The organism is Mesorhizobium sp. B2-2-4 (assembly GCF_006442375.1).
In the GTDB taxonomy this organism is placed as follows: Bacteria; Pseudomonadota; Alphaproteobacteria; order Rhizobiales; family Rhizobiaceae; genus Mesorhizobium.
Genome location: NZ_VFWB01000003.1, coordinates 78,443 through 103,105 on the forward strand (window position 1 = coordinate 78,443; position 24,663 = coordinate 103,105).

Sequence of the window (24,663 nt, forward strand, 5' to 3'; positions counted from 1 at the left end):
GCAGCTTCCATCTCAATAAATATCGAAGTCGAAATACTTGTCCTGGATCTTCTTGTAGGTGCCGTCGGCGACGATGGCGTCAATGGCTGCGTTGAGCTTGTCGCGCAGCGCCGTATCCTCGAGACGCACGGCAATGCCGGCTTCGGTCTCGGTGCCCTTGACGTCACCGACCATCTTGCAGCAACCGTCGCTCGCCTTCTTCATCCAGTCCATCAGCACGAACTTGTCGGAAAGGACGGCGTCGAGGCGGCCGTTCTGGAGATCGGTGATTGCCTCTTCCTGGGTCGGATAGAGCTTCGCTTCGGCGCCGGCCTTGCCATAGACGTCCTGGGCGTAATTGGCCTGCGTGGTCGCCGCCTGGGCGCCGACCGTCTTGCCGGTGAGTGCCGCCGGTTCGGTCGAGGCGATGTCGCTGTCCTTCAGGGCGACGAGCGACAGCGGCGTCGTATAATATTTGTGGGTGAACGCGACCTGCTTCTTGCGCTCCTCGGTGATGCTCATCGAAGCGATGATGGCGTCGAACTTCTTGGCCTGCAGCGCCGGGATAATGCCGTCCCAGTCCTGGGTGACGATCTCGCATTCGACCTTCATCTGCGCGCACAAGGCGTTGGCGATGTCGATGTCGAAGCCCTCGACCTTGCCGTCGGGCGTGATGGTGTTGAACGGCGGATAGGCTCCCTCGGTGCCGATCTTGATTTTCTCCGCCGCATGCGCCGACAGGGCGCCGGCACCAAGCGTCAGCATGGCGGCGGCCGCCGCCGATATTATCCATTTCGAAATCTGCATTTTCATTCCCCTTGAGCGCCGCCACGTCGGCGGCCGGCGAGGCAGCCAAGCATGGCGAGCCGGCGCAGGCAAGTATCTTGCCTGACGGTGATGAGCGTTCAGGGCGCGGCGCGAAAGTGCTTGGACAGCTTCAGGCCCTGCGCCTGGTAGTTCGAGCCGAGCTCGGTGCCGTAAAGCGCCTGCGGCCGCTTCAGCATATGCTCGTAGACCAGCCGGCCGACGATCTGGCCATGATCGAGGATGAACGGCACCTCATGGCTGCGCACTTCGAGCACGGCGCGGCTGCCGGTGCCGCCGGCCGCCGAATGGCCGAAACCCGGATCGAAGAAGCCGGCATAGTGGACACGGAACTCGCCCACCAGCGGATCGAAGGGCGTCATTTCGGCCGCGTAGAGCGGCGGCACATGCACCGCTTCCTGGCTGACGAGGATGTAGAACTCGTCCGGATCGAGCACCAGCTCGCCGGCGCCGCTCTTGTGGATCGGCTCCCAGAAGTCGACGATCTCCTGCGCCGCGCGTTTGTCGACATCGACGAGGCCGGTATGGTGTTTGCCGCGATAGCCGACCAGCCCGTCACTGTCGCCGTTGAGATCGATCGACAATGCGATGCCGCCGCCGGAGATGTTCGGCGGTTCGGTGGCGACCAGCATTTCGGCCCGGTGCAATTGATGCAACTCTGCTTCCGAGAGCAGCGCATTGCCGGTGCGGAAGCGTATCTGCGAAAGGCGCGAGCCGGCGCGCACGACGATCGGGAAGGTGCGTGGGCTGACTTCGAGATAGAGCGGACCATGATAGCCGGCGGCGATCTTGTCGAACTCGTGGCCGCGATCGGTCATCACGCGGGTGAAGATATCGAGCCGCCCGGTCGAGCTCTTGGGATTGGCGGACGCCGAAATTTCCGCCGGCAGCGCCAGGCTTTCGAGCAGGGGCACGATGTAGACGCAGCCGGTTTCCAGAACGGCGCCGTCGGCCAGGCTGATCTCGTGCAGCTTCAGCCGGTCGAGTTTTTCACTGACCTTGTGGTTGGGACCCGGCAGGAAGGACGCGCGCACCCGCCACGCCTTGTCGCCGAGCCTCAGATCAAGGCTGGCCGGCTGGATCTGGTCGGCGTCGAGCGCACGCGACGACTTCAGCGCGCCGGACTGGAACAGCGCCGCAATGTCCTGATCGGGAAGAATTCCTGTCTGCCGCAAAGTCTGGCTCCGCTCTGCTGGTACAAATCTCTTAATGAAGCCGGCAATTGACGCAAGCGTGGCGCGGGTCTAAAGGGTCGTTATCCCGTGGTGATTTGGCCGGTCGGCTTGCAGCCACGTTAAACAAGTCGCTAAAGGACCGTCGGGCCGCAAGGCCGCATGGACCGGTTGCGACTTTTTCGCGGCCGGTTTTTTTGTGTTTGGATAGGACGATGACGAGCAAGACGCGCAACTGGAAGCCTCAGACCGCACTCGTGCATGGCGGAACCCTGCGTTCCGGCTTCGGCGAGACTTCCGAGGCGATATACCTGACCCAAGGCTATGTCTATGAGACGGCCCAAGCCGCCGAAGCCCGCTTCAAGGGCGAGGAACCGGGCTTCATCTATTCGCGCTACGCCAATCCGACCGTCGACATGTTCGAGAAGCGCATGTGCGCGCTCGAAGGCGCCGAGGACGCGCGCGCCACCGCGTCCGGCATGGCGGCGGTGACGGCAGCCCTCCTGTGCAGCGTCAAGGCCGGCGATCATATCGTTGCGGCGCGCGCCCTGTTCGGCTCCTGCCGCTGGGTGGTCGAGACGCTGGCGCCGCGCTACGGCATCGAGGCGACGCTGGTCGACGGCACCGACATCGCCAATTGGGAAAAGGCGGTTCGGCCCAACACCAAGCTGTTTTTCCTGGAAAGCCCGACCAACCCGACGCTTGAGGTGGTGGACATCGCCGCCGTCGCTTCGCTTGCCAATTCGATCGGCGCGCGGCTGGTTGTGGACAATGTCTTCGCCACGCCGCTCCAGCAGAAGCCGTTGCAGCTCGGTGCGCATATCGTGGTCTACTCTGCGACCAAGCACATCGATGGCCAGGGCCGCTGTCTCGGCGGCGTCATCCTGTCGGACAAGAAGTGGATCGACGAGAACCTGCAGGATTATTTCCGCCATACGGGCCCCAGCCTGTCGCCGTTCAATGCCTGGACGCTGCTGAAGGGCCTGGAAACGCTGCCGCTGCGCGTGCACCAGCAGACGGAGAGCGCCGGCAAGATCGCCGATTTCCTGGCCGAGCAGCCGGAGATCGCCCGCGTCATCTATCCCGGCCGCGCCGACCATCCGCAGGCCGATATCGTGAAGAAGCAGATGTCGGGCGGCTCCACCCTGATCTGCTTTGACGTCAAGGGCGGCAAGCAGGGTGCCTTCGCCTTGCAGAACGCGCTCGACATCGTCCTGATCTCGAACAATCTCGGCGACGCCAAAAGCCTGATCACCCATCCGGCGACGACAACGCACAAGAACCTCAGCGACGAAGCGCGCGCCGAGCTCGGCATCGGACCCGGCACGCTCAGGCTGTCGGTCGGGCTGGAAGATACCGACGATTTGCTGGACGACATCGCGCAGGCGTTGAAGGCCCGATGAGGACTGGTGGCAGACCGAGGACTACAGGCCTGCCGCTTTGCGCAACGCTTCGTTCATGCGCGTCTGCCAGCCATCACCACCGGCCCTGAAACGGTCGACAACATCGGCGTCGAGGCGCAACTGTACCGCACGTTTGGGTCGCGCAAGCGGCGGTCGGCCAACTTTGCGGCGCGAAGCGGCATCGGTCGGCTGCGCATCCGGATCGGCCTCGGCGGCGGCAGTGATCGCAGCATCTTCCTCGTCGGTCCTCGCGCCAAGCGCCTTTCTGGCGAGCCCCAAAGCATCAGCGCGCGACTGCTTTGGGGGAGTAGCCTCGCGGCGCACGATCGTCTTAGAGGTTTTCGACATAGTCCGTAATCTCCTGTCTCGTTGCCTTGCGTAGCGAAATTACGCGGATCGCATGGCTTCGCTCGACATAGACCATCACATAAACGCCAGCCTCGATCAGACCGATGGCAACAAGACGATCCTCGCCTAAATCCTCGCTGTCATCGAGCCGGATAACGGCATTGGCGAAATCGAAGGACGGAGCGATCGCGAAATCCACGCCATGCTTGGCCCTGTTTGTCTTTGCCTTGTTTTCATCCCACTCGAACAGCATCGCCGTCGGGGCGCTCCATAGGTTATTGTATACACAAAAATAGAGCCTAGTTCAACAATTTTTGTATATACGATAACCTTCCTCGACATCAAGCTGAACTGCCGACATCAAGCGCGGGAGGGCGTCTCTTCGAGCTCGGCCGCCTGGGTGCCGATGGTCATGGCGTTGCCGCGCCAGTCGACGGCCCCGCCCAGCCAACCGCGCATCCAGATCGCGGGCAAAATCAGGTCGCGTGCGATCATCGCGGTGACGATGCGCGGCGACAGATACCAGCCCTTTGCCGAGGCGAGCATGCATTCCGGCAGGTAGGCGAGCGCCAGCACGCAAAGCGCTGTCATGGGCAGGCTGACGCCGGCGCTGGCCGCGGCGATCAATGCCAGCACGAGCGGAGCCGCCACGCCGGTCAGGATCTCGGGTGCGAAGAACAGCGGAAAGGTGACGCGGCGCAGGCGCGCCCAGCGGGCCTGGCGCGACCAGATCTCGCCCGGCATGCGCTGCCCGAGCGGCTGCTCGAAGGGCGAAGCGACGAGATTGACGCGCAGGCCGAGCCTGTTGACCAGTTTGGTCGACGCGGCATCCTCCGCGATCTCGGCGGCGAGCGCACGGATGCCGCCATTGGCGTCGAGCATCTGCTTGTTCCACAACATGCTCTTGCCCTGGGCAAAGCCGAGGCCAAGCGCCTCGCCGGCATATTGCCAGCGCGCCTGCAGCGTGTTGAGGAAAGCGCATTCGACTTCTGCCCAGAAGCCGTCGGGCCGCGAACCGATCGGCGTCGAGCAAACCAGGCCGGTGTCCCGCCGCCATGCCGCCATCAGGTGCTGGACGTAGTCTTTCGGCATCAGCACGTTGGAATCGGCGAGAATGACCCAGTCGTGGCGCGCTGCCTCCCAGCCCTTGACGCAGTTGTTCAGTTTCGGGTTGGCGCTGACGCGGTCGTCGCCGGTGAGCAGGCGGGCCGGCACGGCTGGAAAGCGGGCAATCGCGGCGCGGATCGGCTTGACCGCGGGGTCGTCGGCATGGGCGACACAGAAGATCAGTTCGTAGCGCGGCCAGTCGAGCGAGAAAGCGCGCTCAAGCGTCTCATGGGTAAACGGCTCGACGCCGCGCGCCGGGATGACGATCGAGACAGGCAGCGGCTTGCCGGCCGGCGGCGCGATGGCGGCGCGCCGTTTCAGGCGCGAGCAGGCGAGCAGGATGCTGGCGAGATTTGAGGCGATGAGAGCGATCGAAAGCGAGCCGGTTATGAGAGCGAGTTCCATCGATATCCGGTCACTCCAGAAAACCCGGCCCGCTTGGCGGCCGTTTTCGACAGTTCGACAGAGCGCCCGAGTCGCCCGGCATTGCTGGTGCACACCATCATTGTCATGTGTCACTCAAATGACATTGTTTGTCGGCACCTGCCCTTCAGGGACAGCAACTCGGACGCGCACGGTTGATCGAACCGCAAAGAGCGCCGAATGTTCCACACCGGATTTGTTTTGGAGCCGCTCATGTACCGCGCCGTCACGCGCAACATCGAAGTGCAGGTCAGGCCGTTCTATCTCGAGGACCGCTCGGATCCTTCGGAAAACCGCTATGTCTGGGGCTACCAGATAACGATCGACAACCAGTCCGACGAATTCGTGCAGCTGTTGTCGCGCTATTGGCACATAACCGACGGCGCCGGCCGGGTCGAGGAAGTGCGAGGTGCCGGCGTGGTCGGCGATCAGCCCGAACTCAATCCCGGCGACAGCTATCAATACACGTCGGGCTGTCCGCTCTCGACCCCGTCGGGGATCATGGTCGGTCACTACACCATGCGCAACGAGCGGGGCGAGACATTCGACATCGCCATCCCCGCCTTCTCACTCGACCTGCCGGGGACAAGGCGGACGGTGAATTAGACGAGGCGAAATCGGCGACAGCGTCGTTCTCCCCGTCACTATACGGCGAGAAATGTCCGGCAGGAATGAGGGGCAGCGCCGCCCCTCATCCGCCCTTCGGGCACCTTCTCCCCGTAGAACGGGGAGAAGGTGGAACCCTACTGCGTCGTAAATTCCGCCGGGTCGAAGTCATATTGCGTCGAGCAGAACTCGCAGGCGACGTGGATCCCACCGTCCTCGGTGCTGTCCTTGATCTCCTGCGCGGAGAAGCCCTCGAGGATGCCGCGGATCTTGTCGCGGGAGCATGAGCACTGATCGGCGACGGGAACGCCGCCGAAGACGCGCACGCCATGCTCGTGGAACAGACGATAGAGCAGCCGCTCTGCGCCGATGGTCGGATCGATCAGTTCGGTCGGCTCGATGGTGCCGAGCAGCGCCAGCAATTCCTGCCAGGAATTGTCTGTGGGATCGTGGATCTCCTCGCGCGGATCGCCATCCCCACCGGGCAGGTCAGGAACGCGCATGCGCTCGGAGGCCTGCGGCAGGAATTGCGCCAGGATGCCGCCCGCCCGCCACTGCTCGCGCGCGCCGCCGGGGCCGGGCGTCAAAAGCTTGGCGACCGAAAGCCGGAGATCGGTCGGGATCTGCTCCGACTGGCGGAAATAGGTGCGCGCGGCCTCTTCCAGGGTCTCGCCGTCGAGTTGGACGATGCCCTGGTAGCGCTGCGTGTGAGCACCTTGGTCGATGGTCAGCGCCAGCACACCATTGCCGAGCAGCGTTTGCTGCGAGGTCTCGCCGGCCGCAATCAGCGCCTCCAGCCGGTCGGCATCGAAGCGCGCATAGGCGCGCAGCGCCGAGGGCGTGGAAAAATCCGCGACCAGCATGTCGACAGGGCCGTCGGTGCGGGTCTGCAGGATGAACTTGCCCTCGAACTTGAGCGAGGTGCCTAGCAGCACCGTCAGCACACAGGCTTCCGCCAGCAACCGGGCGACCGGCTCGGGATAATCATGGCGGCCAAGGATCGCATCGAGCATCGGCCCGAGCTGCACGGTGCGGCCGCGCACATCGAGCGGGCCGACCTCGAAAGGCACGACGTGATCATCGCCGGCGTAACCGAATTCGCCGAGTTTGGGGTGATGTTCAGCCACTTGATGGGTTTCCAGCATGACAAAGCTCCAGGGCGCGGCCATGCCGCCCTTTGGGGAGCATGCGTCTAAACGCGCTTGATTTGCGTGATGCCGCGCAGATAGGCATCGCGCCTCCGGAGATCAAGTTCCCCGGCACGTCAAGCGCCAAGACACTTCAAGTCCACTTCAGGCCCCAAGACACCAGGCCAGCACGGCCTTCTGGGCGTGGAGCCGGTTCTCGGCCTCGTCGAAGACCACCGAATGCGGACCGTCGATGACCTCGTCCGTCACTTCCTCGCCGCGATGCGCCGGCAGGCAATGCATGAACAGCGCGTCGGGCTTTGCCTTGGCCATCAGCTTGGCGTTGACCTGGTAGGGCGAAAACACGTTGTGGCCGCGGGCGCGGTGCTCCTGGCCCGTCGACACCCAGCAGTCGGTGACGATGCAGTCGGCCTGGTCGACGGCTTCCTCTGGCGAGCGGGTAAAGGAGAGCTTGCCGCCATGCGCCTTTGACCAGTCGACATGCTTCTGCGCCGGCTCGCTGCCTTCGGGCACGGCGACGTTGAGGTTGAAGCGGAACCGCGCCGAGGCTTCCAGCAGCGAATGCAGCACGTTGTTGCCGTCGCCGGTCCAGGCGATGGTCTTGCCGGCGACCGGACCGCGATGCTCCTCGAAGGTCATGATGTCGGCCATCAGCTGGCAAGGATGGGTATCGTCGGTGAGCCCGTTGATCACCGGGATGGTCGCATTCTCGGTCAGCTCCAGCAGCCGCTCATGCGACGTGGTGCGGATCATGATGGCATCGACATAGCGCGACAGAACCTTGGCGGTGTCGGCGATGGTCTCGGAGCGGCCGAGCTGCATCTCGGTGCCGGTCAGCATGATGGTCTCGCCGCCAAGCTGACGCATGCCGACATCGAAGGAGACGCGCGTGCGCGTCGACGGCTTGTCGAAGATCATCGCCAGCACCTTGCCTTCGAGCGGTTTCGAGCGCTCGCCCGCCTTGAGGCGCGCCTTGCGCTCCACTGCGTCGGTCAGCATGGAGCGCAGGTCGCCTTCGGAAACGGCGGAGAGGTCGGTGAAATGACGAAGTGACATCAGGAGCTTTCGAATTTACTTCGCGGCTTCAGCGGCGATGGCCTCGGACAGGGCCTTGGCGCCGGCGCGAATGCGCTCCAGCGCTTCATGGATCTCGCTGTCCGTGACGGTGAGCGGCGGCAGCAGGCGAATGACGTTGTCGCCGGCCGGAACCGCGAGCAGATGCTGGTCGCGCAGCGCCATGTTCACCTTGCCGTTGGGCATGGCGCATTTGAGGCCCAGCATCAGCCCCGTGCCCCTGATGTCCTCGATGACCTCGGGGAATTCGTCGGCCACCCCTGCCAGCCCTTGCTTCAACAACAGCGCCTTGCGCTGCACATCCGCCAGGAAGCCCTCCTCCAGCACCACGTCGAGCACGGCATTGCCGACCGCCATGGCCAGCGGGTTGCCGCCGAACGTAGTGCCGTGGACGCCCGCGGTCATGCCGACAGCCGCCTCGTCGGTGGCAAGGCAGGCGCCCATCGGGAAGCCACCGCCAATGCCTTTGGCGATGGCCATGATGTCTGGAGCGACCCCCGACCATTCATGCGCGAACAGCTTGCCGGTGCGGCCGATGCCGCACTGGACCTCATCGTAGATCAACAGCAGGCCGTGCTGGTCGCAGAGCTGCCGCAGCCGCTTCAGCGATTGTGTCGGCACCGGGCGGATACCGCCCTCGCCCTGCACCGGTTCGATCAGGATCGCCGCGGTCTCCGGCGTGATCGCCTTTTCGGCGGCGTCGATATCGTCGAAGCCGACCTGGTCGAACCCCTCGACCTTGGGGCCGAAACCTTCGAGATATTTGTACTGGCCGCCGGCCGCGATGGTCGCCAGCGTGCGGCCATGGAAGGCGCCTTCGAAAGTGATGACGCGGAAGCGCTCGGGATGCCCCTTGACGAAATGGTAGCGCCGCGCCGTCTTGATCGCGCATTCCAGCGCCTCGGCGCCAGAATTGGTGAAGAACACCTTGTCGGCGAAGGTCGCGTCAGCCAGCCGCTCGCCGAGCCGGCTCTGCCCCGGGATCTCGTAGAGATTGGAGACGTGCCAGAGTTTGGCAGCCTGCTCGGTGAGCGCCGCAACCAGATGCGGATGGCCGTGGCCCAGCGAATTGACGGCTATGCCGCCGGCAAAATCGAGATATCGCTCGCCCTTGTCGGTAACCAGCCAGGTGCCTTCCCCATGGTCGAAGGCCAGGGGTGCGCGAGCAAAGGTCTCGAAAAGCGCCGAACCGCTCATTATATGCGTCTCCGGAACCGGAAAATCAAAAAAGCCGCCAAAGCGGCGGCCTTTGCGGCTTATCGGGTTTTTCAGCCATGAAGTCAACGAAAACGTCGCGTAGTGGCGCGCGGCAAGCCTCCCGACGGGACGCCGGCTCATAAGTGAGCTGGCAAGTTGGGGAAAACCGAAAAAACCGATTCGTGTTGCACTTCGGACTCTTGTCACCGAGTCAGCGCATAAGGTAGTTGTAGTCGGGAAATAACTAGATTTCGTGCGGCGGACCTAATCACCAGATATATGTGGTGTCTGCCCCAGCAGTGGTGCTGGGCCGGGAATGGATTCCGATTGCCGTACGCTTAGCAGGAGCGCGGTCATGAATTGGACTGACGAGCGGGTCGAACTCTTGAGAAAACTGTGGTCGGAGGGTCTGAGCGCAAGCCAGATTGCTGCCCAGCTTGGAGGGGTCAGCCGCAATGCCGTCATCGGCAAGGTGCACCGGCTGAAATTGTCGGGCCGCGGGCGCGCCACGGCAGCGCCGGCACGCCAGAAGAAGACGGCGCAAGGGTCGGGCGCGCAGAAATCGGTGTCGCGCCCCGCGAGTGCGACCCGCCACGTCACGACGTCGATCGGAGCAACGGCGTTGCAGGCGCAGTTCGATGCCGAGCCGGTGGCCCGCCATTATATCCGGCCGGTCGAAAATGTGGTGGTGCCGATCTCGCGGCATCTCCAGCTCACCGAGCTCACCGAGCGCACCTGCAAATGGCCGAACGGCGATCCGCTGTCGGAGGACTTCAATTTCTGCGGCAACGAAGCCGCCGAAACCGGCCCCTATTGTAAATACCATGCCCGCGTGGCGTTCCAGCCGGCAGCGGAGCGGCGGCGGAATAGATAAGGACTAAGGCAGTAGGGCAGTCTGTTTTGAATTTGCGCTCCCGAGCGTTCTCTAAACCTACTGCCCTACTGCCCTACTGCCCTACTGCCCTACTGCCCTACTCTCACAGCCATCCATTCTTGCGAAACCGCCAGTAGAGAAAGCAGCAGATCAGCGCAATCGCCAGCAGCACCATCGGGTAGCCGTATTCCATTTTCAGTTCCGGCATGTCGCTGAAATTCATGCCGTATATTCCCGCGAAGGCTGTCGGCACAGCCAGGATTGCCGCCCATGAGGCGAGCTTTTTGGAGATCGCCGTTTCCTGGCTCTGGCCCACCAGCAGGCTCGCCTCGAAGGCAAAGGCCAGCACTTCGCGCAAGCTGTCGATCTTTTCCTGGACGGTGCGGATATGGTCGGTCACGTCGCGAAACAGCGGGTGCATGGCTGAATGGATCTGCGGCAGGTCGGCGCTGGTCAGCCGCCGGCAGACCTCCACTAGCGGCAGTGCGGCATTGCGCAGCCGCAACAGATCGCGGCGCAGCATATAAAGGCGTTCGATATCGGGGCCGGTCATCGGCTTCAGCAGGACCCGGTCCTCGATCGCCTCGACCTCATCCTCGATCTGCTCGAGCACCGGCATGTAGTTGTCGACGATGAAATCGAGAATGGCATAGAGGACGAAATCCTCGCCCTTGGCCAGTGAATGCGGGCAGCTTTCCCAGTGCTGGCGCACCACAGCATAGGATGTCGAAGGGCCGTGCCTGACGCTGACGATGTAGCCGCTGCCCACGAACAGATGCGTCTCGCCGAAGGTGACGCGGCCCTCGATCAGCTGCGCGGTGCGGGCGACGATGAACAGCGCATCGCCATACTGCTCGATCTTCGGCCGCTGGTGCGGATGCTCGGCATCCTCGATTGCGAGCTCATGCAGATGAAATTGCGCCTGCACGCGCAGCAGAAGCTCGCGGTCGGGTTCAAGCAGCCCGATCCACACCACGTGCCCCGCTTTCCTTGCCCATGTGCCGGCTTCCTCGATCGGGATGTCGGCGATGCGGCGCCCGGCTGTGTAGACGCTGGAGGCGATGACGGCCGATGTCGGCGGCGCGGGCTTGAAATCCCGGACATATTCCATCGCAGCCTCCCGAAGCACTGCCTTTGCTGGGAACCAGCAGGCTTGCCTCAGGGATAGTCTAGCGCAATACGACCAAGCGTTCGAGAAAAAGTGCGTTCACTTGACCGGCTGCGTTGCGGAAAGGCCGATCTTGTCCGTCTTGTCGCCCTTCGGCCGCTCGCTCGGCATCTGGTCGCCGGTGACGATATAGTAGATCGTCTCGGCAATGTTGGTGGCATGGTCACCGATGCGTTCGATGTTCTTGGCGCAGAACAGCAGATGCGTGCAAGGCGTGATGTTGCGCGGATCTTCCATCATGTAGGTCAGCAATTCGCGAAACAGCGACGTGTACATGGCGTCGATCTGGTCGTCGCGGTCACGTACGAAGCCGATCCTTTCGACCGAGCGCGAGGCGTAGACGTCGAGCACTTCCTTGAGTTGGGTCAACGCCAGGTCGGCCAGGGCTTCGAGGCCGCGGAACAGGCTGGTCGGCTGGCGCCCGTCGGCAACCGCCACCACACGCTTGGCGACATTCTTGCCGAGATCGCCGACCCGCTCGAGATCGGCCGAGATGCGGATCGCGCCGACGATCTCGCGCAAGTCCGTCGCCATCGGCTGGCGCCGGGCGATGATGATGATTGCCCTGTCGTCGATTTCGCGCTGGCCTTCGTCGAGGACGGCGTCGTCGCGGATCACCTTCTGGGCAAGGCCGGGATCGGCATTGACCAGGGCGGAGATCGCCTGTTCGACCATGCGTTCGGCATGTCCGCCCATGGCGGCGATGCGCTTCGACAGATCTTTCAGCTCCTCGTCATAGGCGCTGACTATGTGCACGGACTGCATGACCGGATGCCTTCCCACGGATGATCTGATTTTGAGTCGTTTCCTCGAATCCCCGCTGATACGCTAACCGGATGACAGAAAAAAGAAATGGCAGCTTGGAAACTAGGGCGGCTCAGGCCGCCGGCAAATGAACCGAGAAGGCGGCGCCCTTGCCGACTTCGGACTTGATCGAGAGCCTGGCGTTGTGGCGCGTCAGGATATGCTTGACGATCGACAGGCCAAGGCCTGTACCCTTCTGGGTTCGACTGCTCTCGACGTCGACGCGATAGAAGCGCTCCGTGATGCGCGGAATGTGCTCCTCGGGAATGCCGGGGCCAAAATCCCTGATCGTCACGTCGATGCCCGCTTCGCCCTCGGCGTCGCCGCGCTCGATCGACACCACCACGCGGCCGCCCGACTGCCCATATTTGCAGGCGTTTTCCAGAAGGTTCTCGAAGACCTGGAACAGTTCGTCGCGGTCGCCCGGCACGTCGAGAGGGCCGTCGGCGAAATCCCGCTCGATGACGACGCCGTTTTCCCGCGCCAGCGGGGCCAGCGAATCGATGACGCTGTCGACGGTCTGGCGCAGATCGACCTCGGTCCCCGGCCGCAGATAGGGCTTCATCTCCAGCCGCGACAGCGACAAAAGGTCATCGATCAGGCGTGCCATGCGGCCGGTCTGGTTCTGCATGATCTGCAGGAACTGCTCGCGCGCCGCCGGGTCATTGCGGGCCGGTCCGCGCAGCGTTTCGATGAAACCCGATATCGAGGCGAGCGGCGTGCGCAATTCGTGGCTGGCATTGGCGATGAAATCTGCGCGCATGCGGTCGATGCGGCGCGCTTCGCTCTGGTCCTTGAACACCATCACGTAGAGATCGGTGCCGTGACCGACCGAGGAGGCGCTGACCCGGTAAGTCCGCTCGACCGGCAGCCTCTCGGTGTAGTCGATGACATCCGACGCGACCTCGCCCGACAGCACGCCGTCCAGAAGAGCCTGCATTTCGGGCGCACGGAATTTCAGCGACAACGATACGCCAGGCGCGATGCCGCCAAACGCGGCGAAGGCGGCGGCGTTGGCATGAACGATCGCCGCGGCATGGTCGAAGATGATCAAGGGGTCGGCGACGGCCGCCGCCAGATATTCGCCGGACAGGCGTTGCAGGCCGATGGCCTCGATCGCCGCGCCGCTTTCGCCGGGCTGGCGCGTGGCTCCAGCCGGTATCATCGCCGCCACCAGCAGCAAAGCCAGCGCCGGCAGCAGCACATAGGCGGAAATGCCCGCAAAGGCATAAACCGCCATGACCGCGACAAGACCGGCGACCAGCAACCATCGGCTGTTCCACAGCCGCGCGGCAAGCGCTTGCGCCATACCCTTCTCGTCTGCGCCCTGGTCCGCCATTCGCGCCTGCGCCCCGCTCCCGGTCCGGCAATTTCGCTGGACCGGCCTGGCGCATGACGCCGAAAAATCAGAATCGATTTTCGGAAAGGATCATGCGCAAAATCCAAAAGTGCAGCGCCCCTTGCGTCTGAAGCGGCGCGCGGCACTGCAATGGCTCAATAGCACGAGTCCGTAAGCTGGAAAGGTTCGTCTCGATGAAAAAAGCCAAGGAAAACACCGCCGCGCCGACCCCGGGGCCGCTGAAGCTCAGGATCAACGGCAAGGAGCGGGAGTTCGACATCGAGAATCCAGCACTGCCGGACTGGATCGAGGAGTGCAAGCTGACCGCGGGCGGCTATCCCTACGACAAGAAGATGAAAAGCGACGAATATGACGAGACGCTCGAGGCATTGCAGATCGAGCTGGTCAAGGCGCAGGCGTGGCTGCAGTCGACAGGCAGGCGGATGATGGCGCTGTTCGAAGGCCGTGACGCGGCCGGCAAGGGCGGCACGATTTTCGTCCTGCGCCAGTACCTCAATCCGCGCACGGCACGCAACGTGGCGCTGACCAAGCCGACGCCGACCGAGCTGGGGCAATGGTACTACCAGCGTTATGCAGACCACTTCCCGACCGCGGGCGAATTCGTCACGTTCGACCGTTCCTGGTACAACCGCGCCGGCGTCGAACCGGTGATGGGCTTCTGCACGCCAGAACAGCACGAGAAGTTTCTCGACGAGACACCGCACTTCGAAAGGATGATCGTCAATGACGGCATCCACTTCTTCAAATTCTGGCTGAACATCGGCCGGGAAACGCAGCTCGAGCGATTTCACGATCGCCGCCACAGTCCGCTGAAGAGCTGGAAGTTTTCGCCGATCGACATTGCCGGCATTACCAAGTGGGACGATTACACCAGGGCGCGCGATACCATGTTCGAGCGCACCCACAAGGAATTCGCTCCCTGGATCATCGTGCGTGCCAACGACAAGCGCCGCGCGCGGCTGGCGGTGATGCGGCGCATCCTCCTGTCGCTGCCTTATGACGGCCGCGACCTCGACATCATCGGCAAGGAAGACAAGAAAATCATCGGCGAAGGGCCGTCATTCCTGGCAAAACAGGACTGACGGCGCCTGCGCCACGCGGCACTGGACCGCGTGGCGCAACGCCTTCGGCGCGACGCTCAGGCCGCCAACCGGGCAATCCGCTGCAGCCGCCGCAGCGTGGTGTCGTCCTGCAGCGCCTGCTGGAACAGCGAGATCTCCTGATCGATGCGTTCGCAAAGTTCCGCGGGGTTCCCCTTGAGCAGGCCCCGCGTCTGCAGCAACGCGGCGACCGGCTTCCTGGCGAGCTGCCTTGCCCGGCCGAGGGTTGCCTCCTCGACGCTGCCTTCGGAGACGATCTCGGCGACCAGGCCGAGCGCCCTGGCGTCGTCGGCGCGCAGCGTGTCGCCGAGGCAGAAAAAGCGAAAGGCGCCGGCATAGCCGAGCTTCTGCGGCGCCAGGATGCTGGTCGCGGCATCCGGCACCAGGCCGAAATCGACGAACGGCACCCGGAACGTGCTTTCGGCGGACGCGATCACCATGTCGCAATGGAACAGGATGGTGCAGCCGACGCCGACCGCATCGCCGTCGACACAGGCCAGTATGGGTTTGGGGAACGTCGCCAGCGTGCGGAACATGTCGGTGACGGCGGCGATCAGCTTCTGGTGCTTGGTAGCGTCGAGGAATTCGGAAAAATCGCCGCCGAGGCAGAAGCAGCCCGCCAGGCCGCGCAGCACGACGACACGAACGTCGTCATTGTCGGCGGCTTCGTGGAACGTCCTTGCCAGGCTTTCATAGGCCCTTCTGTCGAGCACCGGCCGGCCGTCGGTCGACGATACGGTGACGATCAGCGTGTGGTTGCGCAGTTCGGGTTGCGGGTGCGCGTTCATGGCCGTTTCCGATCTCATGACGCCCGCCTTTGCCCGAACATATCGGGATATCCCCTGGCCAGAACGGGAGCGTGGTGATTGCGGCGCGAACGCACCACATCCAGCGTGTGCTCATTGAAGGTGAGCAGCGTCGCGACGACCTGCTGGTTGCCATAGGTGCGCTGATAGCCCAGCGGTGTGGCCAGGAAATGCAGCTGCAGCGCGCGCAGAACCCACATCGGCTCGAACTCGATGATCACCTTGTCGACGCCGCGCTTCAGCCCCCACTCGACGAAGCCGGCAATGAGTTCGGTACCGACGGTCGAGACGCCCCGGCGGCCGTCGCGAAAGCCGGGGGCGACCGCATAGCGGGTCAGTTCCCAGATGTTCGGACCCGACGGCGGCGTTCCCACGGAAAGGTCGGTCAGCACCTCCGTTAGCAGATGCGGCCGCGTGGTCGGCAACATCCTCTGATAGCCCGCGACCTCGTTGCCTCTGATGACGATCTGATGCACCGCTTCGTCATGATCGAACTGGTCGATCTCGAAGCCATCGGGGCGCCGCAGGTCCTCCCACCCCATTTCCTCGACAAAAATCCTGTAGCGCAGCCGATGCACGGCCTCCCACAGATCGGGATGTTCCATAAGTTCTTTTGTTGTAAGGGAAAAAATCATTTTGCCGTCTCCTGTTCAAGAGGAAGATACGGCCGTGCCCTCGCAAGAAAATTACGCGATCACGTAGGCAGGAATTTCTAGGCCGACCCGGCCGACCTAACTAATATAGCCGCGCCTTATCGCTTCAGCGACTGCCTGTACGCGGTTGACGGCACCGAGTTTGCTTTTGGCGTTAAGGAGGTGTTTCTCCGACGTGTGTTCGGAGATGCCGAGGATTTGCGAAATCTCCCATTCGGACTTGCCGACGGCGGCCCATTGCAGGCATTCGCGTTCGCGCGGCGTCAGCTCGACATTATCGATGGTCTTGCTGGCCTTCGTGTGAAGCTGCATGGCGCGACCCACCGCATAGGTCGACACCAGCGACACCAGGCCGAACTCGGCGGCGGACAGTTCCACGGCCTCGCCGCCCAGTGACACCATGACGATCTGGCCGTCGAGCGTGATCAGCGGGAATGCCAGCCCGTCGCGCAGCTTGAACACGACGGCGTCGCCCATCACTTCGCCGCTGCTTCTGTCGATGCTAACGCCCTGGGCCGCTTCCCGCCACTGGAACGGCGCCTGCAACTGTTTCATGTGGCTGACGATCGGGTCGTGATCGACATAGTTGCGCGCCACGTAGCGCTCCAGCCATTCGACAGGCCAGTCGCAAAGCAGCACATGCTGCTTCTGCTGGCCGGTCGGCGTGCCCGGCTGCGGAACGGTGCCCGCCATCAGAGCGGTCAGGCCAAAATCCGACGTTATGCCCAACAGCCTCTCGCAAACCGCAGCCGCCGTTCCGGCATGCTGCAGGTGATCTATGTATTCCAGCGTGCGATCGAACTGACCCATCGCAACATCAAACCCCATGTTGCCGCGTTGAAATCGATGATCCGTGCCTTGTTGGCACTTCGCCACCGACCAGGGATTGCAAAGCGTTGCCTTGTGGTTGTGGTTCTCGACCCTGGTCCCCCACCAGGGCAGCCACCGCTGTTTGCAAACCTGCTAAAGCATATCCTGAAATCGACGCGTTGAAATCAAAAAGCATTGTGCCTGTACTATTTTCGTACCAGAACCGATGCGAACACAAGTGCGGTGGAAGTTTATCATGGCGTTCCAGCGGAGGTCTCTCGTCCTTGCGTCGATGCTGATCGCGTCGCTGGCGTCGGGGGAGGGCGCGCGCGCGGCCGAGCCGCAGGTGCCGGTGCTGTGGGATGCCAAGGAGCGGCTGCCGAAACCGGATCTCTCCGCACTGCCGCGGCTGCGGTTCCTGACCACAACCGATTTCCCGCCCTTCAACTTCCTGGACGGCGCGGGAAAGCTGTCCGGTTTCCACATCGACCTGGCGCGCGCCATCTGCGCCGAGCTCGGCATCGTCGACAAATGTCAGATCCAGGCATTGCCCTGGGCCGAGCTCGAAGGAGCGCTTGAGAAAGGCGAAGGCGAAGCGATCATTGCCGGCATCGCCGCGACGCCGCAGTCACGCCAGACATACGCCTTCTCGCGCTCCTACCTGCAATTTCCGGCGCGCTTCATCATGCCGAAGGGCGAGGCGCTGACCGAGCCGCTGTTCGCCAAGCTGCGCGGCAAGCGTGTCGGCGTGATATCAGGCTCGGCGCATGAGCGCATGCTGCGCGATTATTTCAACACCGTTCAGGTCGTCACCTTCGACAGGCCGGAAGACCTCTACGCCAACCTCAAGGCCGGCAAGATCGATGCCGCCTTCGGCGATGGCATGCGTTTCGCCTTTTGGCTGGGCGGTTCGGATGCGGCCGGCTGCTGCCGCTTTGCCGGCGGATCCTATCTGGCGCCGGAATATCTGGGTTCGGGCATGGCCATCGCCGCCCGATCCGATGACCCGGCGCTGGCCGCCGCTCTCGACTACGCGCTGCAGGAGATTTCGCTGAAAGGCACGTTCGCCGAGTTCTACCTGCGCTATTTCCCGGTCAGTTTCTTCTGATCCGGTCCCGATCAGTTTCTTCCGGTCGGGTTGAGTGTCGCCGCTCAGGTCAGCGTGCGCAAGCGCGCCTTGGCCGCGCGGGCGATCGCCGCGACGGTCAGCGTGTCGAGATCGAGCTTGAGGCGAATGAGTTGGAGCACCCGCACCTCCTCCATCCGCATTTCGAGATCGACGGCCGCGACCTCGAAAGCGGCCGCATAGGCGGTGTCGCGCAGGCGCTCCGGCAGGGCCTCGGCCACGCTTGCCAGGACACCCTCCAGCCCGCCCTTTTCATGCAGCTTCTTCTGGCAGGCCTGGGCGACGCCAACCAGGCGGTCGTGGTCGAAATCCTCGAACACCGGCCATGAGCGGACGACCTCGCCGATCCGCGCCAGCTCGACATCCGTCATGTCGCGGTCGGAGGCGGAGGTGATGACCATCAGGTAGATCAGCGCTTCATGCGGGGTCGGCATTCAACAACTCCTCGATACGGGCTGCGAAGGTAGGAACGCCTTCCCTGCGCTGCAAGGAAAAAGCGCCGCGCTCGTTGACGCTCGGGTCAGGCGCGCATAGAGACCGGTTGAAAATCCTCACTTGCGGCTTTGCCGGCGTCTAATTTTGGAAAACAGTGACATGGCGGGATCAAACATCATCGATCTCAATCCCGAAGTGCTGACGGCGGCGGCCGAAAGCAAGGCGTGGCCGTTCGAGGAAGCCCGCAAGATCATCGAGCGCTACAAGGGCCGCGAACTCCCGCAAACGGTGCTGTTCGAAACCGGATATGGCCCGTCTGGCCTGCCGCATATCGGCACGTTCGGAGAGGTGGCGCGTACGTCGATGGTGCGGCATGCCTTCCGCGTCATCACGCAGGACAAGGTCGCCACCAAGCTGCTGTGCTTTTCCGACGACATGGACGGCATGCGCAAGATACCCGACAGCGTGCCGGATCGCGCGGCGCTGGAGCCGCACCTGCACAAGCCGCTGTCTTCGGTACCCAACCCTTTCGGCGGCGATTATGCGAGTTTCGCCGACCACAACAACGCGATGCTCTGCCGCTTCCTCGACACGTTCGGCTTCGACTACGAGTTCGCCAGCGCGACGCAGTACTACAAGACCGGCCGCTTCGACGCGATGCTGTTGCGCGCCGCCGAACGCTACGACCAGATCATGGCGGTGATGCTGCCGACGCTGGGAGAGGAGCGGCAGGCGACCTACAGCCCGTTCCTGCCGATCTCGCCGAAGAGCGGCCGCGTGCTCTACGTTCCCATGAAGCATGTCGATGCCAGGGCGGGCACCATCACCTTCGACGATGACGGTACCGAGACCACGCTTCCGGTTACCGGCGGCAAGGTGAAGCTGCAGTGGAAGCCCGATTTCGGCATGCGCTGGGCGGCCCTTGGCGTCGATTTCGAGATGTTCGGCAAGGACCATCAGACCAATGCGGTGGTCTATGACCGCATCTGCAACATCCTCGGCGGGCACGCGCCGGAACATTTCGTCTACGAGCTGTTCCTGGACGAGAACGGCCAGAAGATCTCCAAATCCAAGGGCAATGGGCTGACCATCGACGAATGGCTGACTTACGCGCCGACGGAGAGCCTGGGACTCTATATGTACCAGCGGCCGCGACAGGCCAAGAAGCTCTATTTCGACGTCATCCCGCGGGCCGTGGACGAATATTACACCTTCCTTGCAGCCTATCGGAGGCAGGACTGGAAGGAACGGCTGGGCAACCCGGTCTGGCACATGCACGACGGCAATCCGCCCGCCATCGACATGCCCGTGCCGTTCTCGCTGCTGCTCAACCTGGTCAGCGCCTCCAATGCGCAGAATAAGGACGTGCTGTGGGGCTTCATCTCGCGCCATGTCCGGGGCGTGACGCCGGCGACCCACCCTGAGCTCGACAGGCTGACGGGTTATGCGATCCGCTATTTCGACGATTTCGTGAAGCCGACGAAGACCTTCCGCGCGCCCGACGACGTCGAGCGGGAGGCGCTGGAAGCGTTGGATCAGGCGCTTGGCGCCCTGCCGGCGGGCTCGGACGGCGAGGCGATCCAGAACGCCGCGCTCAACGTCGCCCGCAAGGTGGAACGCTATCAGGATCATTCCAAGAAGAGCCCCGAAGGTGGTCCGGGCGTTTCGGGCGCCTTCTTCCAGATGATGTACCAGGTGCTGATCGGGCAGGAGCGCGGACCGCGCTTCGGCTCGTTCGCGGCACTCTACGGCATCGCCGAGACGCGCGGGCTCATTCAGAAGGCGTTGGCTGGTCAGCTGGCTTGAGAATGCCGCCGACCTCTTCCAAGATCGAGCCCGGCGCTTGCGGCGCCGGGGCGCGCGCGGCCGGCATCGAAGGCACGCCTGAAAGGCTTGGCGCCGATCCGAAAATGCCTTTCCTTTCGCTGCGCGCTTTTTCCCCGACTTCGACGTAAGGGCCGCCTTTGGCGGCGCGCGCCCAGCCGTTCTCGACCAGCCATCGGCCGACATCCTGCTTGCCGATCCGGCAGTCGGCGGCGATCAGGTCGCGGCCGCCTTCCGGCGGCACGGCGCAGACCACCGCCCGGCCGCGCAGGAAGGCGCGGAACGCCGTGCGCGCGCGGACGCCGCAGGGCCAGGATTTACCGTCCGAGGTGCAGGTCTCGTCCTGCCCGACAATGTCGACGCCGGAAACCGCGACAGAATAGCCCTTCGCCTCGATCAGTCCGGCGGCGGGCGCGACCGGCTGGAACAGCTTCGTCCCTTTCCAGTCGTCCGGCATTTTCGGCTTGGGCGGCATGGCCAGCGCCAGCTTGCTCAACGGCGCGCGCGGCTCCACCCGCTCCAGCTCCTTGCTGGGAAGCTCCGGCGGCGCCACGACTTGGGGATCGATCGCACGCGAGTGCGGGCTAGCGGCGGGGGGCGGCGGAGCGGCAATGGCCGATGTGGCCGGCTCCTCCGGCACGCCGTCGGTGCCTGGCTGAGAGACCGTATCGGCGCTCGGATCGATCTGTTCCACCGCGACGGCAGCTTCGCCGCTCTTCAGCGCGCGGCCGCCGGCGACTACCAGCGCGGCCATTCCAGGGACCATCAGAACCGCAAGGACAAGATGAGGAAGCCGCACCAGCCCGCACCCTATTGGCTTGCCCAGACGATCCGCGCCACCCATTCAACCTCGCGCATGGGAATGTCGCGGTCCGGATGATCGGGATTGAGCGAAACCAGTGCGATCGACCTGGCGGTCTGGCGATCGAGCACCTTGGCCATCACCTCGCCGCCCGTCGTCTTGACGACGACGCGATCGCCCTTGCGGATGAGGGCTGCCGGCTCGACGATGAGCACGTCGCCATTGCGGTAGAGCGGCAGCATTGAATCGCCTTGCACCTGAAGCGCATAGGAACTCTCGGTCGATTGCGCCGGCAGTTCCACCAGATCCCAGCCTTGACCGGCCGGGAAGCCGGCATCGTCGAAAAACCCGCCGGCGCCGGCCTGGGCAAAGCCGAGCAGCGGAACGGCACGCCCGCGGGCGGGCATCGCGCCGTGGCCGGCCCGACCTTCTATCAGCCCGGTGAATTCGTCGAGCGAAGCGCCCGTCGCCTCGATGATCTTGGCCAGCGATTCGGTCGAGGGCCAGCGTGGCCTGCCGTCCGACGACAGTCGCTTCGACTTGTTGAAGGCAGTCGAATCAAGGCCGGCCCGCTTCGCCAAGCCGGAAGCCGAGAGCGAATACCGCTCGGCCAGAGCGTCGATGGCGGCCCAAACACGGTCATGCGAGAGCAATTCCGCTCTCCTTGCAAAAAGGAAAAAATGCCTTTCCTTTCTAGTCTTCGAATGAAGGTTTGTCCACCGGCTGTGGCATCGCATCACATCTTCCTGCTGGCCGCGCCAATTCCGGTTCCCGGGTCAACCGATCCGCTTGGCCTGCTCGCGGAGGTTCCGGTGCGAGGCCATGAACGCCCGCTCGGCTTCGCTGGGCGGACGCGGCTGGGCGGAGCGGCCAAGCGCGGCGACGACCTCGTCAATATCGAGAAAGCGCCGGGCGGCGCGGTCGTAGACGCCGGCTGTCGTCATGATCAATGCGGCGGTCTCGCCATTGTCGAGGACGAAACGGTGCTTGCCGATGACCTGGCTGCCTTCCCAGGTCTCGATCGAAGACACCACTTCGAAACGCCGCCACAGTTTGATCTCACGCACATAGGCCGATTGCAGCCCGCCGATCATCGGCGCCCAGCCATTCGTTCTCGCCAGAGTGATGAGGCCGGCGCGGATGAAGATATCGATGCGGCCAAGGTCCGCCAGCATCATATAGCGGGCATTGTTGAGATGGCGGTTGAAATCGATGTCCGTCGGCAGGCAGCGAAAGGCCAACCGGCTTTCATCACCCATCTGGTAGGAGCCACGGCTGCCCGCCGTGGCCATCATACGCGCAAGGCGCCCCCAGACATACATTACGGCGCGGCGCGTCTTTTCGGACGCGCAAGGGACGCCGCGGCACCTTTGATTCCGACCACGCTCAGGCCGCCTGCTTCACGTCGCCCTTCGCGTAGGGGTCGAAGCGCTGGTAGAAAGTCTCGCCCTTTTCGGCCATGTCGAGCAGCAGCCTGGGCACCTTGAACTCGGCGCCGTATTTCTTCTGCAAGCCCTTTGCGATCTTGACGAACTGCCCGGCGCCGATGCCGTCGATGTAGGACAGCGCGCCGCCCGTATAGGGCGCGAAGCCGAAGGCCAGGATCGAGCCGACATCGGCCTCGCGCGGATCGGTGACGATGCCCTCCTCCATCACCCGAGCCGCTTCCAACGCGATGGTGACCAGCAGGCGCTGCTGCAATTCCGCATAGTCGACCTTCTCCGGCTTGAGCTGCGGATAGAACTCCCTAAGGCCCGGCCACAGCTTCTTCTTGGCCGGCTTGGCCGGATAGTCATAGAAGCCCTTGCCGTTCTTGCGGCCGAAGCGGCCGTGGTCGTCGACCATGGTGTTGATCAGCGCCATCTGCTTCGGGTCGACCGCCTTGTCGCCGAGATCCCTGATGGTCTGCTTCATGATCTTCTGGGCGAGGTCGATGGCCGTCTCGTCGGTCAGCGCCAGCGGGCCGACCGGCATGCCGGCGGCCTTGGCGGCGTTCTCGATCATCGGCGCCGGAACGCCCTCGATCAACATCTTGTAGGCTTCCGACATATAGCGCAGGACGCAGCGGTTGACGTAGAAACCGCGCGTATCGTTGACGACGATCGGCGTTTTCTTGATGGCGCGCACGAAGTCGATCGCGGTGGCCAGCGCCTTGTCACCGGTCTTCTTGCCAAGGATGATTTCGACCAGCATCATCCTGTCGACCGGCGAGAAGAAATGGATGCCGATGAAATTCTTCGGCCGCGCCGAATTCTTGGCCAGGGCGGTGATCGGAATGGTCGAGGTGTTCGACGCGAAGATCGCCGACGACTTCAGCACCGCTTCCGCCTGTTCGGTGGCGCTTTTCTTCACCGCGGAATCCTCGAACACCGCCTCGACCACGAGATCGCAGCCGGCAAGGTCGGCATAGTCCGATGTCGGCGTGATCAGCGACAGGAGCCTGTCCTTGTCCTCGGGCTTGGCACGCCCCTTCTTCACCTGATCCGAGATCAGACCATCCGAATGGGCCTTGCCCTTCTCGGCGGACTCCATGTCGCGGTCGAGCAGCACCACCGGGATGCCGGCTTTGGCCGTGACATAGGCGATACCGGCGCCCATGAAGCCCGCGCCGAGAATACCGATCTTCTTGAACCTGGTTTCCGGCACGCCGGCCGGGCGGCGCGCGCCCTTGTTGAGTTCCTGCAACGATACGAACAGCGAGCGGATCATCGCCGCCGCTTCCTTGGTCTGCATGATCTCCGTGAAATAGCGCTGTTCGATCCTGAGGGCGGTGTCGAACGGCACCAGCAGGCCCTCATAGACGCATTTCAGGATCGCCGCGGCGGCCGGATAATTGCCATAGGTCTCGCGGCGCAGGATGGCGATGGCCGGCGGCCACAGATTGGCGCCCGCCGCCGAATAGACCGGGCCGCCGGGCAGCTTGAATCCCTTCTCGTCCCACGGCGCTACCGGCTTGAGGCCGTTCCTGATCATGGCCTTCGCAGTCTCGACCAGCTTGGCCGGCTCGGCGACCTCGTGGATCAGGCCCATCGCCTTCGCCTTCTGCGGCGACAGGTTCTGGCCGGAGGCCAGCATTTGCAGCGCCTGCTGCTGGTCGGTGAGACGCGGCACCCGCTGGGTGCCGCCGGCGCCCGGGAAAATACCGATCTTCACCTCGGGGAGCGCCATCTTCACCTTGTCGGAATCGGCGGCGACGCGGCCATGGCAGGCCAGCGACATTTCGAATGCACCGCCCATGCAGGTGCCGTTGATTGCTGAAACCCACGGCTTGCCCGATGTTTCCAGCTTCCGGAACAGACCGGTCATGGTGCCGGCGTTTTCGAACAGCGCCCTGGTCGCCTTTTCGAGATCCTTGCCCTTTTCAGCCGCGAAGGTCGTCAGCATCTTCTGGAGCATGGTGATGTCGGCGCCGCCTGAGAACGTATCCTTGCCGGAGGTGATGACCGCGCCCTTGATGGCGGCGTCGCCCGCCACCCTGTCGACAATGGCGTTCAGCTCGCGCATCACCTCCTCGGTGAAGACGTTCATCGAGCGGTCCGGCATGTTCCAGGTGACCAGCGCAATGCCGTCGGCGTCGATGTCGAGGGTGAAATTGATGTAGCTCATCGTTTCTCTCCCC

At 63.5% G+C, this 24,663-nt stretch carries 25 protein-coding genes and 1 riboswitch; of the genes, 6 read left to right on the forward strand and 19 right to left on the reverse strand.

All coding sequences use genetic code 11. The features are described from left to right. Nucleotides 1-12: 12 nt before the first annotated feature. Together FJ959_RS08550 and FJ959_RS08555 are read right to left on the reverse strand one after the other, a co-directional pair. Nucleotides 13-786, reverse strand: a complete 774-nt coding sequence (locus tag FJ959_RS08550) for an ABC transporter substrate-binding protein (RefSeq protein WP_140496622.1) — start codon at nt 784-786, stop codon at nt 13-15. Nucleotides 787-884: 98 nt separating this feature from the next. Next, nucleotides 885-1,979 (reverse strand): 2'-deoxycytidine 5'-triphosphate deaminase, encoded by a 1,095-nt coding sequence (locus FJ959_RS08555; RefSeq protein ID WP_140496624.1) that lies wholly within the window; start codon nt 1,977-1,979, stop codon nt 885-887. Nucleotides 1,980-2,056: 77 nt separating this feature from the next. Next, a riboswitch (SAM riboswitch) is annotated at nt 2,057-2,134 on the forward strand. Nucleotides 2,135-2,191: 57 nt separating this feature from the next. Between FJ959_RS08555 and FJ959_RS08560 the strand changes: the two genes are divergently transcribed. Further along, nucleotides 2,192-3,379 (forward strand): O-succinylhomoserine sulfhydrylase, encoded by a 1,188-nt coding sequence (locus FJ959_RS08560; RefSeq protein WP_140629537.1) that lies wholly within the window; start codon nt 2,192-2,194, stop codon nt 3,377-3,379. 21 nt (nt 3,380-3,400) lie between these two features. Here FJ959_RS08560 and FJ959_RS08565 read toward each other — a convergent pair whose 3' ends face one another. The 3 genes from FJ959_RS08565 to FJ959_RS08575 all read right to left on the reverse strand — a co-directional run bounded on the left by FJ959_RS08565 (nt 3,401) and on the right by FJ959_RS08575 (nt 5,239). After that, complete coding sequence (locus FJ959_RS08565) at nt 3,401-3,727, reverse strand: BrnA antitoxin family protein (RefSeq protein WP_140496628.1); 327 nt, start codon at nt 3,725-3,727, stop codon at nt 3,401-3,403. Next, nucleotides 3,711-3,980: a BrnT family toxin gene (locus tag FJ959_RS08570; RefSeq protein WP_140624803.1), complete on the reverse strand. Its 270-nt coding sequence runs from the start codon at nt 3,978-3,980 to the stop codon at nt 3,711-3,713. Before FJ959_RS08570 ends, FJ959_RS08565 begins: the two co-directional genes overlap by 17 nt. A gap of 107 nt (nt 3,981-4,087) precedes the next feature. Continuing rightward, entirely contained in the window at nt 4,088-5,239 is a 1,152-nt protein-coding gene (locus FJ959_RS08575) for a ceramide glucosyltransferase (RefSeq protein ID WP_140560867.1), read from the reverse strand. 231 nt (nt 5,240-5,470) lie between these two features. Between FJ959_RS08575 and apaG the strand changes: the two genes are divergently transcribed. Further along, complete coding sequence (gene apaG / locus FJ959_RS08580; RefSeq protein WP_140496634.1) at nt 5,471-5,863, forward strand: Co2+/Mg2+ efflux protein ApaG; 393 nt, start codon at nt 5,471-5,473, stop codon at nt 5,861-5,863. 137 nt (nt 5,864-6,000) lie between these two features. Here apaG and FJ959_RS08585 read toward each other — a convergent pair whose 3' ends face one another. The 3 genes from FJ959_RS08585 to FJ959_RS08595 all read right to left on the reverse strand — a co-directional run bounded on the left by FJ959_RS08585 (nt 6,001) and on the right by FJ959_RS08595 (nt 9,282). Then, nucleotides 6,001-7,032, reverse strand: a complete 1,032-nt coding sequence (locus tag FJ959_RS08585; RefSeq protein WP_140513251.1) for an Hsp33 family molecular chaperone — start codon at nt 7,030-7,032, stop codon at nt 6,001-6,003. Between the two features lie 123 nt (nt 7,033-7,155). After that, nucleotides 7,156-8,067, reverse strand: a complete 912-nt coding sequence (gene argF / locus FJ959_RS08590; protein WP_140629539.1) for an ornithine carbamoyltransferase — start codon at nt 8,065-8,067, stop codon at nt 7,156-7,158. A 15-nt stretch (nt 8,068-8,082) separates the two neighbouring features. Beyond that, nucleotides 8,083-9,282 carry an aspartate aminotransferase family protein gene (locus FJ959_RS08595; RefSeq protein WP_140523959.1) on the reverse strand — a complete coding sequence of 400 codons (1,200 nt, stop codon included), beginning with the start codon at nt 9,280-9,282 and terminating at the stop codon, nt 8,083-8,085. A 355-nt stretch (nt 9,283-9,637) separates the two neighbouring features. Here FJ959_RS08595 and FJ959_RS08600 point away from each other — a divergent pair, with 355 nt between their 5' ends. Continuing rightward, nucleotides 9,638-10,156: a GcrA family cell cycle regulator gene (locus FJ959_RS08600; RefSeq protein ID WP_140496642.1), complete on the forward strand. Its 519-nt coding sequence runs from the start codon at nt 9,638-9,640 to the stop codon at nt 10,154-10,156. Nucleotides 10,157-10,259: 103 nt separating this feature from the next. On the opposite strand, the gene FJ959_RS08605 is transcribed toward FJ959_RS08600, so the two are convergent. The 3 genes from FJ959_RS08605 to FJ959_RS08615 form a co-directional block, all read right to left on the reverse strand. Then, nucleotides 10,260-11,267: a magnesium and cobalt transport protein CorA gene (locus tag FJ959_RS08605; protein ID WP_140629542.1), complete on the reverse strand. Its 1,008-nt coding sequence runs from the start codon at nt 11,265-11,267 to the stop codon at nt 10,260-10,262. A 96-nt stretch (nt 11,268-11,363) separates the two neighbouring features. Continuing rightward, nucleotides 11,364-12,089 carry a phosphate signaling complex protein PhoU gene (gene phoU / locus FJ959_RS08610; protein WP_140513249.1) on the reverse strand — a complete coding sequence of 242 codons (726 nt, stop codon included), beginning with the start codon at nt 12,087-12,089 and terminating at the stop codon, nt 11,364-11,366. Nucleotides 12,090-12,201: 112 nt separating this feature from the next. Next, on the reverse strand, nt 12,202-13,467 hold the full coding sequence (locus FJ959_RS08615; RefSeq protein ID WP_140523956.1) for an ATP-binding protein: 1,266 nt from the start codon (nt 13,465-13,467) through the stop codon (nt 12,202-12,204). Nucleotides 13,468-13,661: 194 nt separating this feature from the next. Between FJ959_RS08615 and ppk2 the strand changes: the two genes are divergently transcribed. Further along, nucleotides 13,662-14,570 (forward strand): polyphosphate kinase 2, encoded by a 909-nt coding sequence (ppk2, locus tag FJ959_RS08620; protein WP_140629544.1) that lies wholly within the window; start codon nt 13,662-13,664, stop codon nt 14,568-14,570. A gap of 56 nt (nt 14,571-14,626) precedes the next feature. On the opposite strand, the gene FJ959_RS08625 is transcribed toward ppk2, so the two are convergent. The 3 genes from FJ959_RS08625 to FJ959_RS08635 form a co-directional block, all read right to left on the reverse strand. Next, nucleotides 14,627-15,376 (reverse strand): enoyl-CoA hydratase-related protein, encoded by a 750-nt coding sequence (locus FJ959_RS08625; protein ID WP_140496652.1) that lies wholly within the window; start codon nt 15,374-15,376, stop codon nt 14,627-14,629. 14 nt (nt 15,377-15,390) lie between these two features. Then, nucleotides 15,391-16,029, reverse strand: coding sequence for an acyl-homoserine-lactone synthase (locus tag FJ959_RS08630; RefSeq protein ID WP_140629547.1), 639 nt, complete (start codon nt 16,027-16,029; stop codon nt 15,391-15,393). Nucleotides 16,030-16,125: 96 nt separating this feature from the next. After that, nucleotides 16,126-16,857 (reverse strand): LuxR family transcriptional regulator, encoded by a 732-nt coding sequence (locus tag FJ959_RS08635; RefSeq protein WP_140557703.1) that lies wholly within the window; start codon nt 16,855-16,857, stop codon nt 16,126-16,128. Between the two features lie 256 nt (nt 16,858-17,113). Between FJ959_RS08635 and FJ959_RS08640 the strand changes: the two genes are divergently transcribed. Further along, nucleotides 17,114-17,965, forward strand: a complete 852-nt coding sequence (locus FJ959_RS08640; protein ID WP_140629550.1) for a transporter substrate-binding domain-containing protein — start codon at nt 17,114-17,116, stop codon at nt 17,963-17,965. Between the two features lie 44 nt (nt 17,966-18,009). Here the strand turns inward: FJ959_RS08640 and FJ959_RS08645 are convergent, their stop codons facing one another. After that, on the reverse strand, nt 18,010-18,417 hold the full coding sequence (locus FJ959_RS08645) for a tellurite resistance TerB family protein (RefSeq protein WP_140496659.1): 408 nt from the start codon (nt 18,415-18,417) through the stop codon (nt 18,010-18,012). 160 nt (nt 18,418-18,577) lie between these two features. Here FJ959_RS08645 and FJ959_RS08650 point away from each other — a divergent pair, with 160 nt between their 5' ends. Then, nucleotides 18,578-20,224 (forward strand): lysine--tRNA ligase, encoded by a 1,647-nt coding sequence (locus FJ959_RS08650; RefSeq protein ID WP_140496661.1) that lies wholly within the window; start codon nt 18,578-18,580, stop codon nt 20,222-20,224. Here the strand turns inward: FJ959_RS08650 and FJ959_RS08655 are convergent. From FJ959_RS08655 to FJ959_RS08670, 4 genes are all read right to left on the reverse strand, one after another. After that, on the reverse strand, nt 20,190-21,041 hold the full coding sequence (locus FJ959_RS08655) for a thermonuclease family protein (protein WP_348640298.1): 852 nt from the start codon (nt 21,039-21,041) through the stop codon (nt 20,190-20,192). The genes FJ959_RS08650 and FJ959_RS08655 overlap by 35 nt on opposite strands. A gap of 11 nt (nt 21,042-21,052) precedes the next feature. Further along, nucleotides 21,053-21,697 carry a helix-turn-helix transcriptional regulator gene (locus FJ959_RS08660; protein WP_140496665.1) on the reverse strand — a complete coding sequence of 215 codons (645 nt, stop codon included), beginning with the start codon at nt 21,695-21,697 and terminating at the stop codon, nt 21,053-21,055. Between the two features lie 123 nt (nt 21,698-21,820). After that, complete coding sequence (locus tag FJ959_RS08665; RefSeq protein ID WP_140624808.1) at nt 21,821-22,366, reverse strand: thioesterase family protein; 546 nt, start codon at nt 22,364-22,366, stop codon at nt 21,821-21,823. A gap of 64 nt (nt 22,367-22,430) precedes the next feature. Then, entirely contained in the window at nt 22,431-24,650 is a 2,220-nt protein-coding gene (locus FJ959_RS08670; protein WP_140629552.1) for a 3-hydroxyacyl-CoA dehydrogenase NAD-binding domain-containing protein, read from the reverse strand. Nucleotides 24,651-24,663 lie beyond the last annotated feature (13 nt).

Bases quoted from the DNA above. Each gene is read 5' to 3' on its own strand.
- FJ959_RS08550 (WP_140496622.1), bottom strand. From the start codon at position 786: ATGCAGATTTCGAAATGGATAATATCGGCGGCGGCCGCCGCCATGCTG.
- FJ959_RS08560 (WP_140629537.1), top strand. From the start codon at position 2,192: ATGACGAGCAAGACGCGCAACTGGAAGCCTCAGACCGCACTCGTGCAT.
- FJ959_RS08565 (WP_140496628.1), bottom strand. From the start codon at position 3,727: ATGTCGAAAACCTCTAAGACGATCGTGCGCCGCGAGGCTACTCCCCCA.
- FJ959_RS08570 (WP_140624803.1), bottom strand. From the start codon at position 3,980: ATGCTGTTCGAGTGGGATGAAAACAAGGCAAAGACAAACAGGGCCAAG.
- FJ959_RS08575 (WP_140560867.1), bottom strand. From the start codon at position 5,239: ATGGAACTCGCTCTCATAACCGGCTCGCTTTCGATCGCTCTCATCGCC.
- apaG (WP_140496634.1), top strand. From the start codon at position 5,471: ATGTACCGCGCCGTCACGCGCAACATCGAAGTGCAGGTCAGGCCGTTC.
- FJ959_RS08585 (WP_140513251.1), bottom strand. From the start codon at position 7,032: ATGGCCGCGCCCTGGAGCTTTGTCATGCTGGAAACCCATCAAGTGGCT.
- argF (WP_140629539.1), bottom strand. From the start codon at position 8,067: ATGTCACTTCGTCATTTCACCGACCTCTCCGCCGTTTCCGAAGGCGAC.
- FJ959_RS08595 (WP_140523959.1), bottom strand. From the start codon at position 9,282: ATGAGCGGTTCGGCGCTTTTCGAGACCTTTGCTCGCGCACCCCTGGCC.
- FJ959_RS08600 (WP_140496642.1), top strand. From the start codon at position 9,638: ATGAATTGGACTGACGAGCGGGTCGAACTCTTGAGAAAACTGTGGTCG.
- FJ959_RS08605 (WP_140629542.1), bottom strand. From the start codon at position 11,267: ATGGAATATGTCCGGGATTTCAAGCCCGCGCCGCCGACATCGGCCGTC.
- phoU (WP_140513249.1), bottom strand. From the start codon at position 12,089: ATGCAGTCCGTGCACATAGTCAGCGCCTATGACGAGGAGCTGAAAGAT.
- FJ959_RS08615 (WP_140523956.1), bottom strand. From the start codon at position 13,467: ATGGCGGACCAGGGCGCAGACGAGAAGGGTATGGCGCAAGCGCTTGCC.
- ppk2 (WP_140629544.1), top strand. From the start codon at position 13,662: ATGAAAAAAGCCAAGGAAAACACCGCCGCGCCGACCCCGGGGCCGCTG.
- FJ959_RS08625 (WP_140496652.1), bottom strand. From the start codon at position 15,376: ATGAACGCGCACCCGCAACCCGAACTGCGCAACCACACGCTGATCGTC.
- FJ959_RS08630 (WP_140629547.1), bottom strand. From the start codon at position 16,029: ATGATTTTTTCCCTTACAACAAAAGAACTTATGGAACATCCCGATCTG.
- FJ959_RS08635 (WP_140557703.1), bottom strand. From the start codon at position 16,857: ATGGGTCAGTTCGATCGCACGCTGGAATACATAGATCACCTGCAGCAT.
- FJ959_RS08640 (WP_140629550.1), top strand. From the start codon at position 17,114: ATGGCGTTCCAGCGGAGGTCTCTCGTCCTTGCGTCGATGCTGATCGCG.
- FJ959_RS08645 (WP_140496659.1), bottom strand. From the start codon at position 18,417: ATGCCGACCCCGCATGAAGCGCTGATCTACCTGATGGTCATCACCTCC.
- FJ959_RS08650 (WP_140496661.1), top strand. From the start codon at position 18,578: ATGGCGGGATCAAACATCATCGATCTCAATCCCGAAGTGCTGACGGCG.
- FJ959_RS08665 (WP_140624808.1), bottom strand. From the start codon at position 22,366: ATGTATGTCTGGGGGCGCCTTGCGCGTATGATGGCCACGGCGGGCAGC.
- FJ959_RS08670 (WP_140629552.1), bottom strand. From the start codon at position 24,650: ATGAGCTACATCAATTTCACCCTCGACATCGACGCCGACGGCATTGCG.